Origin of the sequence: Parabacteroides sp. B2-S-102, from assembly GCF_023656665.1 — a bacterium.
Classification (GTDB): Bacteria; Bacteroidota; Bacteroidia; order Bacteroidales; family Tannerellaceae; genus Parabacteroides; species Parabacteroides distasonis.
Map to the genome: position 1 here is coordinate 125,201 of NZ_JAMOKM010000002.1, position 19,903 is coordinate 145,103.

The window sequence follows — 19,903 nt, forward strand, 5'->3', positions numbered from 1 at the left end:
GCCTTATTTTGAATTAAAGTCTCTCAAACGGATCTCTGTCAACATTTTCTTCGTATTCAACGGGAAATCGCCATTCATGATCCAAGAATAATAACCCGGATCCGACTTCAAGATCTCCGTTACCAAACGGCCTTTATACTTACCGAAGTTAATAACCTCCTCGCCTTTATCGTTGTAAACCATACGTCCGGCGAAATCCACATTATTCGAGTAGCAGGAATATTGGGAAAGGAAAGCAACGTCATTCTTCAAATCCGGATAGCGATCCAGCTGCGCTTTCAACACCTCATATGTAGCCAACGTATCAGCCTCAGCCGTATGAGCGTTCTCCAAGCTTTTATTGCAATAGAATTTATAAGCGGCAGATAACGTACGTTGCTCCATCTTATGGAAAATCGTCTGTACATCGATAAATTTGCGCCGGTTCAAATCGATATCCACACCCGCACGCAGAAACTCCTCGGCAAGCATGGGTATATCAAAACGGTTGGAATTATATCCGGCCAAATCACAACCCTCGATCTGGGTTGCCAAAGATTTAGCGATCTCCTTAAAGGTCGGACAATCTTTTACATCTTCATCGGTTATGCCATGAATAGCGGTAGATTCGGGGGGAATAGGCATACCGGGATTTATCCGGCGTGTCTTCGTTTCTTCTTTCCCATTTGGGAAGACCTTCACGTAGGAAATCTCTACGATACGGTCCTTTACGATATTTATACCCGTGGTCTCTAAATCAAAAAAGACCAGCGGGTTCCTTAAGTTTAACTGCATTATTTATTTATTAGTCATTCAACATCATCGGCATCAGCAACATGAGCAAGTCCTCGTCCTCATCATTCTCAGAAGGAACGATCAAGCCGGCACGTGAAGGGTCCGCTAATTCTAATACAACCTCTTCCGAGCTGATATTTCCAAGGATCTCGATCAGATATGTAGCCTTAAAACCGATGCTTAACTCCGTCCCGTCAAACTGACAAACAATACGCTCTTCCGCAGAAGTGGAGAAATCGATATCTTGGGCGGAAACCGTAATCAAGCTATCCTTCAAGTGCAACTTCACCAAGCTGCTCGCCGGATTAGAAAAGACAGAAACACGCTTTAAAGCATTCAAGAAAGAGATACGATCGATCGTTACCTTAAACGGGTTTTCTTGAGGAATCACACTATTATAGTTCGGGTAACGCCCCTCGATCAAACGACAAACCATCTCGAAGTTCGTGCAAGTAATATACGCATTGTTATCATCAAACTTAATCAATACTTGCTCCGACTCCTTCGCCAACAAATTCTTCAATAAATTAGCCGGCTTCTTCGGCAAAATGAAAGAAGCCCGTTCCGGGGATTTCACCGCCAAGTTACGCAAGCGAACCAATTTATGTCCGTCTGATGCCACGAACGTCAAATCATCCGTATGGATATCGAAATAGACACCATTCATTACAGGGCGAAGCTCATCATCGGCTGTGGCGAACAAGGAACGACTGATGCCGTTTAACAGCATCTGGGCATCCATCGAGATAGAGATAGCGTTATCATTCAACGGCTTCTGCTGCGGATATGTGTCCCCTTTCTGACCGATAAAATTATACTTTCCATTCTGGAAATGAATGAAAATCTCCAAATTCTCATCATTGATATCAAAAGTAAGCGGTTGTTCGGGAAGCTCTTTCAGCGGATCGAGCAATATCTTGGCGGAAACCGCAAAGAGTCCGGCACCTTGGGCATTCATGACGTCTACGGAAGTCACCAACCGGGTCTCGGCATCGGAAGCTGTCACCGTAAGCGTATTTCCTTCTAGGTTAAAAAGGAAGCTGTCCAGAATCGGTAAAGAGTTCTTGGAAGCGATAACCTTGCTTATAGACTGTAAACGTGATAATAGCGCAGTGCTGGATACATCGAATCTCATAGCTTTAATTATTTTATCTTGTTATATTATTATTTCATACAAACTACCATTTGGATGGGAAGAGACGGGGCATGCCCTGTCTCTACAAATTAACCCAACAAAATTAAGAAAATATTTTGTTTGTAACCAACTATACTTTCAAAAGTTTAGGGCATAAAAAAAGCTCCCCTCCGCTTTATCGGAGAGAAGCCTCTTATATTCTTTTAATTCGCTAATTTATTATTTAGCGAAATAATCTTTTACTGCTTCGTTAGGGATCATTTCTTCTTGGAAGATGTATGCACCTGTTTTCGGAGACTTAACCATTTTAATCACTTTGGAATAAGTACGACCGTCACCTTTCTTAAATGTTGCAACTGCTTTTTTTGCCATCGTTTAAAATCTCCTATTACTTAATTTCTTTGTGTAACGTCATCTTCTTCAAAACCGGATTGTATTTCATCAATTCCAATCTCTGAGTAGTATTCTTTCTATTCTTCGTAGTGATATAGCGAGACATACCCGGCATTCCACTTTCCTTGTGCTCTGTACACTCAAGGATTACCTGTACTCTATTTCCTTTTGCTTTTTTTGCCATTTTCTATATCCTCCACAAATTATGCGTTCAAATAACCTTTTTCAGCCGCCATCTTGATAGCCGCATCCAAACCTAACTTATTGATTGTACGTAAGCCAGCCGCAGATATATTCAAGCTAACCCAGCAATCCTGCTCTACCCAGTAGAACTTCTTCGTAAACAGGTTGACATTGAACTTACGTTTCGTTCTTCTCTTTGAGTGAGAAACGTTGTTTCCAACCATTGCTCTCTTTCCAGTAATTTGACAAATTTTAGACATTTCTAATCTGTTCTTTTAAATTATACGAAATTTAAGTCAACTCCTGCTATGTGTCTTCCCTTTCTGAACTAGCATCATGAACAAAAACGAAGATTCTAATAGAGTCTTATCTTTACAGGGTGCAAAGGTAAGAATTATTTTGATTTATCCGCAAGAATTCTCAAATATTTTTTCCTCAACAAATCATGTCTTAAATTAGTTATAGGTATATAACAACATAACATGATATTCATTATGGCAAGAAGTTTTAAAGAAGCGATCCAGCATCGCCGGACACATTATGGAATAGGTAACAACTCTCCCATTTCCGACAACGAGATTCATGAGATTATTAAGACAGCGGTCACTCACGTTCCCTCCGCATTCAATTCGCAGTCTACGAGAATCGTACTGCTACTGGGTGAAAGCCACAAGAAGCTTTGGGAAATCGTAAAAGACACGCTTCGTAAAATCGTCCCCGCCGAAGCCTATAAGGCTACCGAGGCAAAGATAGATAATTCTTTCGAGGCTGGCTATGGCACGGTCCTCTTTTTCGAGGATACGGCGGTAGTAGAAGGCTTGCAGAAGCAATTCCCTTCTTATAAAGATAATTTCCCGGTATGGTCCCAACAGACATCGGCTATGCATCAACTCGCGATATGGACTATGCTGGAAGACGCCGGTTTCGGCGCTTCTCTGCAACATTACAACCCGTTGATCGACGAGGCGGTCGCTAAACAATGGCATATCAATCCGAACTGGAAACTGATCGCCGAGATGCCGTTCGGTACCTCTACGCAAGAACCGGGAGAAAAACAATTCGCCCCATTAGAGGAACGAATTTTAGTATTCAAATAATTATAATTAATGTATATGGAATATGACATAGCAATCATAGGCGGTGGACCTGCGGGTTACACCGCCGCCGAAAGGGCTTCGGAGAATGGATTAAAAACGATCCTTTTCGAGAAGAACGCTATCGGTGGCGTCTGCCTAAACGAGGGATGTATCCCGACAAAAACTCTTTTATACTCCGCCAAGATACTAGACAGTATCAAAAGTGCCTCCAAATATGGTATAGTGGCGATGAAAGACCCAAGTTTCGACTTGGCAAAGATTATCGACCGGAAGAACAAGACCGTCCGTAAACTTACGCTCGGGGTAAAAGCCCGGCTTACGGGTAACGGCGTCACCATCGTAGAAGGAGAGGCACGAATCACCGGAGAGGAGTTTGGAAATATACGGATTCACTGTGATGGAAAAGAGTATTTAGTGAAGAATGTGTTAGTATGTACAGGCTCTGAAACCGTGATCCCTCCTATCAAAGGATTATCTGAGGTCAAGTATTGGACTTCCCGGGAAGCCCTTGATCTCAACGATTTGCCAAAATCGTTAGCGATTATCGGTGGTGGCGTGATCGGAATGGAGTTCGCCTCATTCTTTAACAGTATGGGCGTAAAGGTGAAGGTAATCGAGATGCTACCCGAGATATTAGGGAATATGGATAAAGAAACCTCAGCGATGCTTCGATCCGAGTATAAGAAAAAAGGCGTAGAGTTTTTCTTGAATACCAAAGTTACAGAGGTATCCGCAGAGAAAGTCTTTGTTGAGAAAAACGGCAAGGCAGACACGATTGAAGCCGATAAAATATTGGTGAGCGTGGGCCGCCGTCCGATTACAAAGAGTCTGGGACTAGAAAATCTAGCGATCGAAATACAAGGGGCCGGTGTAAAGGTAAACGAACATATGCTGACTTCCCATCCACATGTATATGCGGCTGGAGATATTACCGGTTTTTCCCTGCTGGCACATACGGCTTACCGGGAAGCGGAAGTTGCCATACACCATATCCTAGGCATACCGGACGAGATGAGCTATAAAGCCATTCCGGCGGTAGTTTATACGAATCCGGAATTGGCGAGCGTGGGTAAGACAGAAGAGGAATTGGTAGCGAATGGGGAAAGTTTCCGTGTTCAAAAGATCCCGATGACCTATTCCGGACGTTTCGTCGCAGAGAACGAGAATGGTAATGGTTTATGTAAACTGATCACGGACGACGAGGATCGTATCATCGGTTGCCATCTACTAGGGAATCCGGCATCCGAGATTATCGTCACCGCCGGAATCGCTGTCGAGAATGGTTATACAGTCGATGAATTTAAGAAAAATATTTTCCCGCATCCGACAGTCAGTGAGATCCTCCACGAAAGTTTATATATCTAATAAAACGCCTAACTAAAACAGTTTCCTGATGCTTTGCATTCACAATACACAAACGGATCCATACTTCAATTTGGCCGCCGAAGAGTATCTGCTCAAGAATTTCAAAGAGAATATTTTCATGCTTTGGCAGAATGAACCATCAATCGTGATCGGTAAGCATCAGGATGTATGGGCCGAGGTAAATCTCAAATTCGTACAAGACCAACAAATCAAGATAGCACGCAGGTTTTCCGGTGGTGGTGCCGTTTACCATGATCCGGGAAACCTGAATCTTACATTTATAGAGACCGGCCAGATTATGCAGACCGACAAATATACCATCCAGATCATGAATTTTCTCAAGACATTGGGAGTACATGTCGAGATGGATGAACGGAAAGGACTAACTATCGGAGGATTTAAAATATCGGGTAGCGCACAGAGTATCCATAAGAATCGGTATATGCACCATGCTACCTTATTGTTTTCCACCGATCTGGATAGGCTCGTCACCTCCTTGAAAAGTACATCCCGTCAAACACCAGAGAAAACAGGAGGCAAACGATCGACATTCGTTAAATCTGTACGGAGTCCGGTCACGAATATCAGCGCTCATCTTCCGGCATCTATCTCCATCCAGCATTTTAAGAAAGCGCTTCTTTATTATTTCACGATCAATAATCCGGGCATACAGGATTATTCCTTCACGCAAGCAGACTTGGAAGCCATCTATAGGCTTAAAGAGCAGAAATATGCTACAGCCAGCTGGAACTTTAACACTTATACACTATAATACAGAAACTTACCTTCTTAATCTTTGTTCTTATTATATACCGCTTGTAGAGACGGGGTACGCCCCGTCTCCCACTATATGACAGTAATTAAAAAATCAAAATATGGCTACATTTGAGATAAAGATGCCTAAGTTGGGCGAAAGTATTACAGAAGGAACCATCATCTCATGGTCGGTAAAGGTAGGTGATACCGTAGAGGAAGATGATGTCCTTTTCGAAGTAAGCACAGCGAAAGTAAGCGCTGAGATTCCATCCCCCGTTGAGGGAAAAGTAAAACAACTTCTTTTTAATGAGGGAGACACCGTAGCGGTCGGTACAGTCGTAGCGATCCTTGAGATCGAAGGTGAAGGAGAGGATAACGGAGCTCAGCCGGAAACCTCGGAGGCTACTCAACCGAAAGAACAAGTCCCCGCTCCCGCCTCAGAGGAATTATCAAAGAATTCCCAAGAGGAAGATCGTTGGTATTCTCCCGTAGTATTGCAATTAGCGAAAGCTGCCGGTGTATCGCAAGATGAACTGGATCATATTCCGGGTACCGGATATCTGGGACGTCTCAGTAAGAAAGATATTCAAACGTATATCGATCACAAAAATAAAGGTACGGAAATGCCGAAACCGAAACAGGCTCCTGTTTCTTCCATGCAGCAAACGGCTACGAGCACGCCGATAATTACGGTAGCGCCGCCGACCGCTCCTTCCATGCCTATGACAGCGGCCACTCCATCCGCTCCACTCGCTCAAGGAGACGAGGTGAGAGAAATGGATCGTGTACGTAAGATCATTGCGGACCATATGGTATTATCGAAAAAAGTATCTCCGCATGTGACGTCGGTTATCGAGGTAGACGTGACCCGACTGGTTAACTGGCGTAAAAAAGTGAAGGATCAATTCTTCAAGCAAGAAGGCATCAACCTAACTTATATGCCGGCTATTACCGAAGCGACCGCCAAAGCGTTGAAAGCCTATCCATTAGTAAATTCATCTGTGGACGGTTACAATATCATCCTAAAGAAGCCTATTAATATAGGTATAGCGGTTTCCTTAAACGACGGAAATTTAATTGTCCCGGTTATACACGATGCCGATAAGCTGAACCTAAGTGGCCTCGCCTCACAAATAGATACCTTGGCGGCTAAAGCCCGTGAGAATAAGCTCGCCCCGGATAGCATCCAAGGCGGAACGTTCACGATTACGAATTTCGGAACCTTCAAGAGTCTGTTCGGCACCCCGATCATCAATCAGCCTCAAGTAGCGATCCTAGCCGTCGGTTATATCGAGAAGAAGCCTGCGGTAGTAGAGACGCCCGAGGGAGACACGATCGCTATCCGTCACAAGATGTACCTCTCACTCTCCTACGACCATCGTATCGTGGACGGAGCTTTGGCGGGAGCCTTTTTACGTTCCATCGCCGACGAACTAGAGAATTGGAACGCTTAATACATTATTATAATAGAACAACATGAAAAAGTATGATATAAAAACAACAGATAAGGAGACTCTCAGGAAATGGTTTTACCTTATGACGCTCGGAAGGGCGATCGATGAGAAGGCTCCCTCCTATTTATTGCAATCTCTCGGCTGGTCTTATCATGCCCCGTATGCCGGGCACGACGGGATACAACTCGCCATGGGACAAGTATTCGATAAGGATACGGACTTTCTCTTCCCCTATTACCGGGATATGTTGACGGTTCTCTCGGCGGGAATGACTGCCGAGGAGATCATCCTGAACGGTATCTCCAAGGCGACCGATCTGACCAGTGGCGGCCGCCACATGTCTAACCACTTCTCTAAGATGGAATGGCATATCGAGAACGTTTCTTCCGCTACGGCGACTCACGATCTCCATGCCGCCGGCGTGGCACGGGCGATGGTTTACTATGGACAGAAAGGCGTAGCGATTACCTCGCACGGTGAATCGGCCGCTTCCGAAGGCTATGTGTATGAGGCAATCAATGGCGCCAGCAATGAGCGACTGCCGGTTATCTTTGTCTTCCAAGACAATGGATATGGTATCTCTGTCCCCAAAAAGGACCAGACGGCCAATCGTAAAGTTGCCGATAACTTCTCTGGCTTCAAGAATTTACGTATTATCCATTGCAATGGAAAAGACGTGTTCGATTCCATGAATGCCATGACCGAGGCCAAAGAGTACGCGATCGCCAACCGGACTCCCGTAATCGTTCAGGCCAATTGCGTACGGATAGGCTCCCACTCAAACTCCGATAAACATACCTTGTATCGTGATGAGAACGAGCTTACCTATGTAAAATCCGCCGATCCTTTATACAAATTCCATCGCATGCTGATTCGTTACGGACGTTTCACCGAGGAAGAATTGAAAGAGATCGCGGATCTAGCGGCTAAAGACCTGAAAGCCGCCAATCGGAAAGCGATGGCCGCCCCCGATCCCGATCCGTCTACCGTCAAGGATTACGTCCTTCCGGAACCTTATCAACCTCAAAAATACAAAGAAGGTGTTCAAAACGAGGAAGGAGAGAAAGAAACGCTAGTTATGGCGATCAACAAGACGTTGAAAGCGGAGTTCCGGCACAACCCGGATACGTTTATCTGGGGACAGGATGTAGCCAATAAAGAAAAGGGTGGCGTATTCAACATCACCAAAGGCATGCAGCAAGAATTCGGTATCGAGCGAGTCTTCAACGCCCCTATCGCCGAGGATTATATCGTAGGGACAGCGAACGGTATGTGCCGCTTTGACCCGAAGATCCATGTAGTGATCGAGGGCGCGGAATTCGCCGATTACTTCTGGCCGGCCGTCGAGCAATACGTGGAATGTACGCATGAGTATTGGCGCAGCAACGGGCAATTTACCCCAAACATCACTTTGCGCCTAGCCTCCGGAGGCTATATCGGAGGAGGACTTTATCATTCCCAGACCATCGAGGGCGCATTGACCTCACTACCCGGTGCCCGGATTGTTTATCCCTCTTTCGCGGATGATGCCGCCGGACTGTTGCGGACGAGTATGCGTTCTAAAGGCTTTACGCTCTATCTGGAACCGAAAGCGCTTTACAATGCGGTAGAAGCCTCCACCTTTGTCCCCGAGGATTTCGAGGTTCCGTTTGGGAAAGCCCGTATCCGCCGTCCGGGAAAAGATCTGACAATCATCACTTATGGCAATACGACCCATCTTTGCCTCAACGTAGCCGAGCTTCTTTACAAGGAGAAAGGCTGGGAACTGGAGGTTATCGATCTTCGTACCTTGATACCATTGGATAAAGAGGCGATCTTCAACTCGGTGAAGAAAACCAGTAAAGTATTGATCGTACATGAGGACAAGGTCTTCTCTGGCTTCGGAGCGGAAATTGCCGGCATCATCGGCTCGGAACTATTCCAGTACTTGGATGCTCCGATCCAACGGGTAGGTTCCCTATTCACTCCGGTTGGTTTCCATCCGGTCTTGGAACGGGCCATCCTCCCCAACGAGGAGACCATCTATCATGCGGCAAAAGAACTGCTGCTTTATTAGATCCACATTCGTTAAATCTTTAAAAGCATCATAATGAAAACAGGATTATTTTACGGAACGGGCACAGAGAAAACAACCTTTGTCGCCAATAAAATAAGAAAAGCTTTCGGGGAGGATCAGATCGATATCATCCCTGTTGAAAGCGCATGGAAAAGAGATTTCGAGGCTTACGACCATATAATCGCAGGAACCTCTACTTGGTTCGATGGCGAGCTTCCCACCTATTGGGACGAGATCATCCCGGAACTGGTCACTTTAGACCTTAAAAATAAGAAGGTCGCTATTTTCGGTCTTGGAGATCAAACGAATTATCCGGATAATTTCGCCGATGGAGTCGGCATATTGGCGGACGCTTTCACCTCCTGTGGGGCGACTTTAGTAGGCGAGACCTCTTCGGATGATTATTTTTTTAATGCCTCCAAAGCCTTGAAAAATGGCAAACTACTAGGCTTAGTCCTCGATTTGGAAAACCAACCGGATCAAACCGACAAACGAATCGAGCGATGGGTGAAGCAATTGAAGGAGGCGTTTGGATAAAGAAGAATGCATCTTAAACTCGTAAACGAGAACTAAACAGAAAGCGTAACGAATCACTCCACGGGTTTGTTACGCTTTCAGTCTATACGCCTGTCTTTCATACACATACTGTGCCAGCATCTGCCATCGCCTTGGCACAGCTGTGCCACACTGATGGCATACCCGTGCCATAGTGATGGCAAGCCCGTGCCACGCCGATGGCAAAGCTGTGCCACCTAGATGGCAAACATACTTTATTAGCGAGACGCTAATTAGTTAAACATTTGACTAATCCAAGAAAAAACGCTATCTTCGCGCCCAGCAAGTTTAAAAGAATTATAAGTAATGGTAGAAGGTAAAGAATTCCGGGAACTTATGTTACAAGTTGTCCGCACACGCATGGCATTTCGTCGGTCTATGCAACGAACGCTGAAAAAGAACAACGCCGGTATAACATTTGAGATGCTTCAAATCTTGAGTTGCCTATGGCACGAACAAGGTATCACCCAACAGGTCTTGGCAGAGAGAACGGCAAAGGATAAGGCTTGTCTGACAAACCTAATGAACAATTTAGAGAAGAAAGGCTACGTCCATCGGAAAGAAGATCCCGAGGACCGGAGGAACAAACTGGTTTTCCTAACCCCGGAAGGAGAAGAATTCAAAAAGCAAATTCGCCCGATCCTTGATCAGGTTTATGTACATGCGGAGCATATTATCGGAATAGAGAACGTAGAAACCATGTTATCCGAATTAAAAGCAGTACATAATGTCCTTGAGAATATATAAAAAGCACGTATTGAGCCTCTTTTGTATGACGGTCGCTACATTTCCGGCAATCGCCCAAACGGATTCGCTCTTCTTGACCATCGACCAGCTTTTTGAGAGAGGCGTACGGCACAGTCTGCAGATCCAAGCAGACATCTTAAAAGAATCGATAGCGCGAGAGAGAACGCATACGGCCCGTTCCGCACAATTACCAGACCTGCAAATCGGCTTGAAAGGTGGATATGTAGGGCAACCGATCCTCTTTGAGCAAGGGCTTGCCCACCCGACTCGCCCGGAAGCGCCCGATTGGTCCCAGAACTATGCCATCGACCTTACCCAACCGATATACCAAGGCGGTAAAATCCGGTATTCCATCCGGAAAGCGGATCTGGAGAAAGAAGTCGCCTCTTTACAAACGCTCACAGACCAGAGTGAGATCAAGCTCAGTCTATTAAATCAATACATCGGTCTTTTCAGCCTGTTTAAACAACGTGAGGTGCTTTCCCGTAATATCGAGGAATCGGAACGCCGCCTGCAAGATATCCGGCGTATGAAAAAAGAGGGACTGATAACCAATAACGACGTATTAAGAAGCGAGATGCAATTAACCAACGACCGCCTATCCTTGCAAGAAACGGATAATAGCCTCATACTGGTATCACAGCAATTGGATATCCTGATCGGTCTCGATGAGAATCTGTTGCTCAAGCCAGACACCACGTTACTGGACCAAACCGTATCTTTAGAAACTTACGAAGATTATGTAGCCCAAGCCTATTCCAATGATCCGGCGATACGTCTACTCCGGAAACAAACAGAGTTAGCCCAAAACGATATACGTTTGACTAAAGCCTCATCGCTACCCAGCCTATCGCTATATGCGTCGAACACATTGGCACGTCCAGTCTCCCGAACATTAGCGGATATGTACAATAACAACTGGAACATAGGTCTGTCGCTCTCCTACCCTTTATCCTCTTTATATAAAAACAACCATAAGATAAAGGAAAGCAAATGGATGGTCTCGTTACATAAAAACGAGGAGGAACAGAAAAAACAGAAAATCCGTATAGAAGTGCGCACCGCGTTCTTACGTCATAAGGAAGCTCTACAAGAAGTGGAAGCCTTGAAGTTATCCGTACGGCAAGCTCAAGAGAACTACAGGATCATGCAAAACCGGTATTTAAACCAATTGGCGATCCTAACCGACTTACTCGACGCGAACTCGGTTCTCCTCAACGCGGAGCTACAGCTCACGAATACCCGTACCCACGTGATTTACACTTACTATCAACTACAGAAGGCTTGCGGCCGTCTCTAAAAAGAAACAACGACTATGGCAAACGAATTAAAAGAGAAACATCAAAGACTAAAGAAAGTAAGGACACGGAATATAGTATTAAACTCCATATGTATCCTTTTAGCCGGTTCCGGCATTTGGTGGACAGCCAATTATTTCTGGCGTTACATCAATTATGAGGTGACAAACGATGCCTTTGTGGACCAATATATCGCCCCACTAAATATACGTGCCTCCGGCTACATAAAAGAGGTCCGTTTCAAGGAACACCAGTACGTTCACCAAGGGGACACACTTCTCATATTGGACGATCGGGAATATCGGATCAAGGTAAAAGAGGCAGAGGCCGCGTTGATCGACGCCCAAGGATCACAAGACGTACTTCGTTCCGGTATCGAGACCTCCCATACGAACATCGCCGTACAAGACGCCAACATCGCCGAGGCTAAAGCCAAGCTTTGGCAATTGGAACAGGATTATCACCGATTTGAGCGGCTGCTGAAAGAAGAATCGATCCCCGAGCAACAATACGAGCAATCCAAGGCCGCTTTCGAGGCGGCGCAAGCCCGATATCAGGCGTTGGTGGAACAAAAGAAAGCCGCTTTCTCCCAATTCACCGAAACCAGCAAGAAGACAACAGGAGCCGAGGCGGCGATCTTACGAAAAGAAGCGGATCTAGATTTAGCGAGGTTAAACCTTTCCTATACCGTTATAACCGCCCCTTACGACGGTCATGTAGGCAGACGGACCTTAGAGCCCGGACAATACGTGCAAGCCGGACAAACGATATCCTACCTCGTACGAGATAAAGACAAATGGATCACGGCCAATTACAAGGAGACCCAGATCCCCCACATCTATATCGGGCAGAAAGTACGTATCAAGGTAGACGCGTTGCCGGGAAAGATATTCAACGGGGAGGTAACCGCAATCTCCGACGCCACAGGCTCCAAATACTCATTAGTCCCGACCGATAATTCCGCCGGAAACTTCGTCAAGGTACAACAACGTATCCCGGTACGGATAGACTTGGAAAATCTATCGCAAGAAGATACGCAATATTTAAGAGCAGGCATGATGGTTGAAACAGAAGCCTTACGCAAATGATCACGATGAAAGAGCTTGGGGCACCGATCCGCCAATGGGTGCCGGACTGGTTAGGATTGATCTGTATCTTCATCGTTATCCTTCCGGTCACGATGCTAAACGGCTCGTACACCGGCAGTATGCTGGAGGTATCAAACACGCTAGGCACGAACACCGAGGATATAACCATGGGATATTACGCGGCAGCGGCGGGAATGGCGGTATCCTATCCGATTATCCCGAAGATACTGGAAGCCTTCTCCATCAAATTCTTATTGTTGGCGGATTTAGTCGCCCAGTTCTTCCTAAGCTGGATCTGTGCCCGCTCCCAGAACGCCGACATATTGATCGTCTGTAGTTTCGCGATCGGTTTCCTGAAAGGGTTTCTCATGCTGTGGTTTATCCGGTACGCGCAAAAGATATTCAGCCCTAAAAATATACGTAGCCAATTCTATTCTTACTTCTATCCTTTTGTTTTCGGAGGGGGACAAGCATCCATGCTTGTTACCGCACAGTTAGCCTACCATTACGACTGGAAATATATGTATTACTTCATGATGCTAATGATTTTATTGGCCATAGTAATGGTAATCATCTGCTTCCGCCATAACCGGCCGATCAAGTCCATCCCCTTGGCCGATCTACACATCCGGGAAATGTTCATCATATCCATCGGATTGTTAATGCTTATGTATGTCATTAATTACGGGAAAGTACTCGACTGGATGGCATCCCCCAAGATTTGCCTTTATATCATGATCGCCCCGATATTGATCGCTTTATTTATTTGGTATCAATATCATTCGGAACGTCCGTACGTGAATCTGGCGCCTTTATACCAGCCGAAAGCCATTATCGGTTATTTCTATATGATGCTTGTCATGTTTTTCAGTACTTCGACTACCTTGTTGACCAGCTACCTGACCAGTATCTTAAAGGTAGACAGCACTCATACCTATTCCCTTTATACTTATTTGCTTCCGGGATATGTCTTGGGGGCGTTCATCTGTTTTTGGTGGTTCCGGTGGCAACGTTGGCGGTTTCGTTTCTTGATAGCGGGAGGAATGAGTTGTTTCGTCCTGTTCTTCGGGAGCCTTTATTTCGGGATCTCACCGGATAGCAGATACGAGATGCTCTACTTTCCTATATTCCTCAGGGGATTGGGCATGATGGTTCTTATCATAGCTTTCGCCTTATTTGCCGTGGAAGATTTAAATCCTAAATATTTATTGTCAAACGCTTTCTTTCTCATCATTTTCCGTTCAGTATTATCCCCCATCATGGCGACTTCTTTTTACAGTAATATACTATATCGCTTGGAACAAAAATATATGTATTCCTTATCAGAAACCGTTACGCTGGCCGATCCTCTAGCCGCCTCACGCTATAACCAAGCGCTTGGCAATGCCTTGACCCAAGGGCATCCCTACGACGAGGCAGCGCAAATGGCTACCAATACACTCTATAATACGTTACAGCAACAAAGCTTATTATTGGCGTTAAAAGAGATACTGGGGTATTTATTAGTCATCTCCTTATGCATAGCGATCGTATCCCGCTTTATCCCATTCCATAAAACCATCCGTGTTACATTCGCCAAGACAGGAGATGATATGGTTTGATCAAACTATGCCCGGCTGCAAATCTATCAGCCGGCATCTGCCTTTTTGTCATTTATAGTTTATCCGAAACATTTTGGCATTCGTTTTGTATAGGAATAGGCGGATCTTGAGAATGATCAGGATCAGGAATACGCACAAAATAACAATAAAAATAATAAGATATTCAGACTATGAGCAGTAAACAAGGTAACATCGGAGTAACATCGGAAAACATCTTTCCGATTATCAAGAAGTTCTTATACAGTGATCACGAAATCTTCCTTCGTGAACTTGTTTCTAATGCGGTAGACGCTACCCAGAAGTTAAAAACGCTTTCTTCCGTAGGCGAGTTTAAAGGCGAACTCGGCGATTTGACCGTACAGGTTAAGTTCGATGACAAAACGATCACGATCTCTGACCGGGGTATCGGTATGACGGCCGAGGAGATCGATAAGTACATCAACCAGATCGCTTTCTCTGGCGCCGAGGAGTTCGTTGAGAAATACAAGAACGACGCCGCTTCTATCATCGGTCACTTCGGTCTTGGTTTCTACTCCTCTTTCATGGTTTCCAAGAAAGTAGAGATCGTGACGAAATCGTACAAAGAAGGCGCTGTTCCCATGAAATGGAGCTGCGACGGTACGCCGGAATACTCCTTGGAGGAAACGACGAAAGAGGATCGCGGTACCGATATTATCCTGTATATCGACGACGAGAATAAAGATTTCTTGAACAAGGATAAGATCAATGGCTTATTGACAAAATACTGCCGTTTCTTACCGGTTCCTATTGCGTTCGGCAAGAAGCAAGAGTGGAAGGATGGCAAATATGTAGATACGGACGAAGATAACGTAATCAACGACACCAAACCGGCATGGGTTCGCAAACCGGCCGATATGACCGACGAGGATTACAAGAAGTTCTATCGTGACTTATATCCTATGACGGATGAGCCGTTGTTCTGGATTCACTTGAACGTAGACTATCCGTTCAACTTGACCGGTATCTTATATTTCCCTCGCATCAAGAGCAATATCGACTTGCATCGTAACAAGATCCAGTTATATTGCAACCAAGTATTCGTTACGGATTCCGTAGAGGGTATCGTTCCTGAGTTCTTGACATTATTGCATGGTGTATTGGATTCGCCGGATATCCCGTTGAACGTATCCCGTTCCTATTTGCAAAGCGATCAGAACGTGAAGAAGATCTCCAACCACATCACGAAGAAGGTGGCAGACCGCTTGGAAGAGATCTTCAAGAACGACCGCCCGCAGTTCGAGGAGAAATGGGATAGCTTGAAACTATTCATCCAATATGGTATGTTGACTGATGAGAAGTTCTACGACCGTGCGGTTAAGTTCGCCTTATTCAAGGATGTCGAAGGCAAATACTTCACTTTCGAGGAATACAAGAACTTAATCAAGGACAACCAGACAGACAAAGAGGGTAACTTAATCTATCTGTATACCACCAATAAAGACGAGCAATACAGCTATATACAAGCCGCAAAGGACAAAGGTTACAGCGTCTTGGAAATGGACGGACAATTGGATGTACACTTGATCGGACAATTGGAGCAGAAGTTCGAGAAGAGCCGCTTCGTTCGTGTGGATAGCGATACGATCGATAACCTGATCCGCAAGGAAGACTCGAATAAGGTAACCTTGAGCGAGGAGCAGAAAATGGCCATGCAGGAAGTATTCAAGAGTCAGATGCCGAAATTGAACAAGACCGAGTTCTACGTAACATTCGAGGCATTGGGCGAAAACGCGAACCCTGTCATGTTGACACAAAGCGAGTATATGCGAAGAATGCGTGAGATGTCCGCTATGCAACCGGGTATGTCTTTCTATGGCGAGATGCCGGATAGCTTCAACTTCGTATTGAATACGGATCATCCGTTGATCAAGAAAGTATTAACTGAAGAGGAGCAAGCTTGCGACGAGAAGTTAAAACCGATCCTTAGCGATATCAAAGGGTGGGAGGCTCGTCAAGCCGACTTACGTGAGGCTCAAAGCAAAAAGAAAGAAGATGAGATCACGGCGCAAGAGAAAGAGGATATGACCAACACCAACCATAAGCTGGATGAGCTTCGTGAGCAACGCAACCAAGTTCTCGCCGAGTACGCCGGTACGAACAAGACAGTTAGTCAGTTGATCGACCTTGCTTTGTTAGGAAACGGTATGCTGAAGGGAGAGGCCTTAAGCCAATTCATCAAACGTAGCGTAGAACTGATCGGATAAACCAATCCTCACATATATAAAAAACCGTTCCTTCTCGGGGGAACGGTTTTTTTAGTTTCAGCCCACGACATCCTCGACCACTTTCCGCAACCTATCCAAGTTCATCTCGCCGGATTGTCTCCACAAAGCCTCCCCTTTCCGTAGCAGGATAAAAGTAGGAATCGATTCCACCGTATACAAATCGGCAAGAGCGCTCTCCTCCTCGATATTGATTTGTACCACTTCTAATTTTCCTTTCTCCAATTCCTTGAACTCCTTCACGATCGGCATCATTTTCTGGCAATGAGGGCACCAATCCGCATAAAACTCAGCCATGACCAAAGCACCAGTCTCCATAACGGTCTTATTCCGCTCTTCCCTATTCAATTCTTTCTCTTTCATAACATCTTCTGTTTTAATTGTATTGATAACTCAACAATACGAAAAAACAAAATGTTTATGTTTCTAAAGAAATACTTCTTACATTTGGAGAAGAAAAACAGATTGGGTTCATATGAGGAAAATAACAGTTATCATAGCCTTATTCCTTGCTGCCATTCAGATTGTTTCCGCCCAGAAAGTAGGGTTGGTACTCAGTGGCGGCGGTGCCAAAGGAGCGGCACATATCGGAGTGATCAAGGCGCTGGAAGAAAATAATATACCGATCGATTACATTACCGGTACCTCCATCGGGGCGATTATCGGTAGTTTATACGCCATGGGATATTCCCCCGAGGAGATGCTGGAGCTGATGCTTTCCAAGGAGTTCTCCTATTGGCAAACAGGTACGGTGGAGGAGCAATATACCTATTATTTCAAGGAGCCTTACCCGACCCCGGAATTCGCGCATTTCTCCATCGATATGTCCGATTCCCTACAGATCAAGGCTAGCTTCTTACCGCAAAGCTTGATCAATCCCATACAGATGAATCAGGCGTTCATGGCCTTGTTCTCGCAGGCGACGGCAAAGGCGGGGTGGAATTTCGACAACCTGTTTGTCCCTTTCCGTTGCGTGGCCTCGGATATATATACTAAAAAGCCGATCATCTTTAAGAATGGGGATCTGGGAGACGCCGTACGTGCCTCCATGACTTTCCCGTTTTTCTTCCAGCCCATATGGAAAGACAGTATTCCTTTATTCGATGGAGGTATCTACGATAATTTCCCGGTAGGCCCGATGAAAGACGCGTTCCACCCGGATTTCATTTTCGGATCGACGGTATCGGGAGGGAATAAAAAGCCTTCGGAGAATCCTTATAACCAGATCGAGACCATGATCATGCAAAAGACCGATTACGAGGTACCGGAGGAAGATGGCATGATGATTAAATTCAGTTTTCCCACCGTCTCCTTATTGGATTTCCAGAAAGGTAAGGAGCTTATGGACATCGGGTATAAACGTACCCTTTCCATGATCGACTCCATCAAGCAACGGGTTCCCCGGGAAGTGCCTTTAAATGAGGTTACCGAAAGAAGAAAAGCCTATAAAGAGAACCTTCCCCCGCTGATCTTCCGCAATATTTACGTGACGGGCGTATCCGAGGCCCAGCGTAAATACATAGAGGCCCAATTACACAGGGATATCAATAACGAGTTCTCCATGGAAGAGTTCAAGCGGGCTTATTTCAAGATGCTGACCTATTCCAAGATTAGGGAAATCATGCCGCATGCCGTTTATAACCGGAAAGAGAAGAAATTCGATCTTTACCTGGACGTGAAGATGAAAGAAGAGATCACGGTTGGCTTCGGTGGAAACGTATCGTCTCATCAAGCGAATCAATTATACCTAGGATTGGGGTATCAATATCTGGGACGGTTCGCCGCCGACGTAAACTCGAACTTTCAAGTGGGTAACTCCTTTAGTGGTGTCATGTTGAGTGGCCGGATGTACCTGCAAACGCAAATCCCCACTTATTTAAATTGGCAAGGAGTCTTCTCGGACAAGAAATACACGGAAAGCCAATCCCTCTTTTATGAGGATATAGTGCCCGCCATGATTAAGCAGAAAGAACTGTACATGAAACTAAAATTAGGCTTCCCCTTCCTCAACCACGCGAAAGCGGAGATCGGGTTCGCCTACGGACGGTTGAACGATTTCTATTTGCAGAGCACCACGATACCTTTCCCGAACGCCTCTTTCGACCATAGCTGGTACGATTTATTCAGCGGCTCGTTAAGTATCGAGCAAAACTCACTCAACACCAAACAATACCCGATAAGCGGAAAACAGCAATTCCTAATCGCCCAATACGTAACCGGTACGGAGAAGTATACCCCATCCCCCACTTCCGCCACGACGGAAGCCCCGATTGGTCGCAAAGTGCATAGCTGGCTGCAACTGAAAGGGCGCTGGAACCAATACCAGACGCTGAGCAACCGTTTCAACTTAGGTTATTTGGCGGAAATGGTCATATCCAGCAAGAACCTCATGAATAACTATACGGCTAGCGTATTACAGGCCCCGGCGTTTACCCCGACACCCCATAGCGAGATTGTATTCAACGAGGCGTTCCGGGCGAACCAATATGTGGCTTTTGGGCTTTCCCCGATCTTGAAGTTAAGCAAGCTTCTGCACTTCCGGTTGGATATGTATGGCTTCGCTCCACTCTATGAAATACAAAAGACGGTGCCGGAAAACAACCCGTATGTCGGAATCCCGCATTATGGTAAGTTTTTGCACTCGTTTAATTATATGGGTGAAGCGGCGGTCGTATTGCAATTGCCATTCTTATGTATCAGTCTGTACGCCAACGGATACAGTTATCCGAAGGAGAATTTCAACTTTGGCTTAAACATTGGTTACCTGATCTTCAATCCAAAAATGTTAGATTAAATTCGCAAAAAAGTAGTCGAAACGTTTGCATATTTAAAACAAAAACGTACCTTTGCACTCGCAATCACGAAACAATGGCCGCGTAGCTCAACTGAATAGAGTAGCTGACTACGGATCAGCCGGTTACAGGTTTGAATCCTGTCGCGGTCACCATTCGAAGATAGCAATAGAATATATCTTGGCTCCTTAGCTCAACTGAATAGAGCATCTGACTACGGATCAGAAGGTTAAAGGTTTGAATCCTTTAGGAGTCACTTGAATATTCAAATTCATTTACAGATTGGCTCGCTAGCTCAACTGAATAGAGCATCTGACTACGGATCAGAAGGTTATAGGTTTGAATCCTATGCGAGTCACTTGAGAA

18 protein-coding genes and 3 tRNA genes are annotated in these 19,903 nt (G+C 45.4%); 15 read left to right on the forward strand and 6 right to left on the reverse strand.

Going from position 1 to position 19,903, the window contains the following annotated elements; all coding sequences use genetic code 11:
* Positions 1-3: 3 nt before the first annotated feature.
* From NBH07_RS03395 to rpmB, 5 genes are all read right to left on the reverse strand, one after another.
* A complete protein-coding gene (locus NBH07_RS03395) occupies positions 4-774 on the reverse strand; it encodes a 3'-5' exonuclease (protein WP_005857624.1) in 771 nt (256 codons plus the stop codon).
* Positions 775-784: 10 nt separating this feature from the next.
* Positions 785-1,909 carry a DNA polymerase III subunit beta gene (gene dnaN / locus NBH07_RS03400; protein ID WP_005857626.1) on the reverse strand — a complete coding sequence of 375 codons (1,125 nt, stop codon included), beginning with the start codon at positions 1,907-1,909 and terminating at the stop codon, positions 785-787.
* A gap of 219 nt (positions 1,910-2,128) precedes the next feature.
* Positions 2,129-2,281, reverse strand: coding sequence for a DUF4295 domain-containing protein (locus NBH07_RS03405; RefSeq protein WP_005638125.1), 153 nt, complete (start codon positions 2,279-2,281; stop codon positions 2,129-2,131).
* A gap of 16 nt (positions 2,282-2,297) precedes the next feature.
* The gene (rpmG, locus tag NBH07_RS03410; protein WP_005857628.1) at positions 2,298-2,486 is read right to left on the reverse strand and encodes a 50S ribosomal protein L33; all 189 of its coding nucleotides are present in this window, start codon (positions 2,484-2,486) and stop codon (positions 2,298-2,300) included.
* 19 nt (positions 2,487-2,505) lie between these two features.
* Positions 2,506-2,745 carry a 50S ribosomal protein L28 gene (gene rpmB / locus NBH07_RS03415; protein WP_005857630.1) on the reverse strand — a complete coding sequence of 80 codons (240 nt, stop codon included), beginning with the start codon at positions 2,743-2,745 and terminating at the stop codon, positions 2,506-2,508.
* Between the two features lie 234 nt (positions 2,746-2,979).
* On the opposite strand from rpmB, the gene NBH07_RS03420 reads away from it, so the two are divergent.
* The 11 genes from NBH07_RS03420 (at position 2,980) to htpG (ending at position 16,727) form a co-directional block, all read left to right on the forward strand.
* Positions 2,980-3,582: a nitroreductase family protein gene (locus tag NBH07_RS03420; protein ID WP_005857632.1), complete on the forward strand. Its 603-nt coding sequence runs from the start codon at positions 2,980-2,982 to the stop codon at positions 3,580-3,582.
* Between the two features lie 15 nt (positions 3,583-3,597).
* Positions 3,598-4,947, forward strand: coding sequence for a dihydrolipoyl dehydrogenase (lpdA, locus tag NBH07_RS03425; RefSeq protein ID WP_010183358.1), 1,350 nt, complete (start codon positions 3,598-3,600; stop codon positions 4,945-4,947).
* A gap of 28 nt (positions 4,948-4,975) precedes the next feature.
* Positions 4,976-5,719 (forward strand): lipoate--protein ligase family protein, encoded by a 744-nt coding sequence (locus NBH07_RS03430; protein WP_005857636.1) that lies wholly within the window; start codon positions 4,976-4,978, stop codon positions 5,717-5,719.
* 103 nt (positions 5,720-5,822) lie between these two features.
* Positions 5,823-7,157: a dihydrolipoamide acetyltransferase family protein gene (locus NBH07_RS03435; RefSeq protein WP_005857638.1), complete on the forward strand. Its 1,335-nt coding sequence runs from the start codon at positions 5,823-5,825 to the stop codon at positions 7,155-7,157.
* Between the two features lie 22 nt (positions 7,158-7,179).
* Positions 7,180-9,213 carry an alpha-ketoacid dehydrogenase subunit alpha/beta gene (locus NBH07_RS03440; RefSeq protein ID WP_008779723.1) on the forward strand — a complete coding sequence of 678 codons (2,034 nt, stop codon included), beginning with the start codon at positions 7,180-7,182 and terminating at the stop codon, positions 9,211-9,213.
* Positions 9,214-9,246: 33 nt separating this feature from the next.
* On the forward strand, positions 9,247-9,750 hold the full coding sequence (locus NBH07_RS03445; RefSeq protein ID WP_008779722.1) for a flavodoxin: 504 nt from the start codon (positions 9,247-9,249) through the stop codon (positions 9,748-9,750).
* 324 nt (positions 9,751-10,074) lie between these two features.
* Complete coding sequence (locus NBH07_RS03450; RefSeq protein WP_005857644.1) at positions 10,075-10,515, forward strand: MarR family winged helix-turn-helix transcriptional regulator; 441 nt, start codon at positions 10,075-10,077, stop codon at positions 10,513-10,515.
* A complete protein-coding gene (locus NBH07_RS03455; protein ID WP_005857646.1) occupies positions 10,496-11,815 on the forward strand; it encodes a TolC family protein in 1,320 nt (439 codons plus the stop codon). Before NBH07_RS03450 ends, NBH07_RS03455 begins: the two co-directional genes overlap by 20 nt.
* Before the next feature lie 15 nt (positions 11,816-11,830).
* The gene (locus NBH07_RS03460; protein ID WP_009017263.1) at positions 11,831-12,901 is read left to right on the forward strand and encodes an HlyD family secretion protein; all 1,071 of its coding nucleotides are present in this window, start codon (positions 11,831-11,833) and stop codon (positions 12,899-12,901) included.
* Positions 12,898-14,502, forward strand: a complete 1,605-nt coding sequence (locus NBH07_RS03465) for an MFS transporter (RefSeq protein WP_009017262.1) — start codon at positions 12,898-12,900, stop codon at positions 14,500-14,502. Before NBH07_RS03460 ends, NBH07_RS03465 begins: the two co-directional genes overlap by 4 nt.
* A gap of 170 nt (positions 14,503-14,672) precedes the next feature.
* On the forward strand, positions 14,673-16,727 hold the full coding sequence (htpG, locus tag NBH07_RS03470; protein WP_005857652.1) for a molecular chaperone HtpG: 2,055 nt from the start codon (positions 14,673-14,675) through the stop codon (positions 16,725-16,727).
* A gap of 57 nt (positions 16,728-16,784) precedes the next feature.
* Here htpG and NBH07_RS03475 read toward each other — a convergent pair whose 3' ends face one another.
* Positions 16,785-17,108, reverse strand: a complete 324-nt coding sequence (locus tag NBH07_RS03475) for a thioredoxin family protein (protein ID WP_005857654.1) — start codon at positions 17,106-17,108, stop codon at positions 16,785-16,787.
* Positions 17,109-17,220: 112 nt separating this feature from the next.
* Here NBH07_RS03475 and NBH07_RS03480 point away from each other — a divergent pair, with 112 nt between their 5' ends.
* The 4 genes from NBH07_RS03480 to NBH07_RS03495 all read left to right on the forward strand — a co-directional run bounded on the left by NBH07_RS03480 (position 17,221) and on the right by NBH07_RS03495 (position 19,895).
* On the forward strand, positions 17,221-19,539 hold the full coding sequence (locus NBH07_RS03480; protein WP_005857656.1) for a patatin-like phospholipase family protein: 2,319 nt from the start codon (positions 17,221-17,223) through the stop codon (positions 19,537-19,539).
* A 76-nt stretch (positions 19,540-19,615) separates the two neighbouring features.
* Positions 19,616-19,692: transfer RNA gene (locus NBH07_RS03485), tRNA-Arg, on the forward strand.
* A 27-nt stretch (positions 19,693-19,719) separates the two neighbouring features.
* Positions 19,720-19,793, forward strand: a tRNA-Arg gene (locus tag NBH07_RS03490).
* 28 nt (positions 19,794-19,821) lie between these two features.
* Positions 19,822-19,895 (forward strand) — tRNA-Arg (locus NBH07_RS03495).
* The last annotated feature ends 8 nt before the right edge of the window (positions 19,896-19,903 follow it).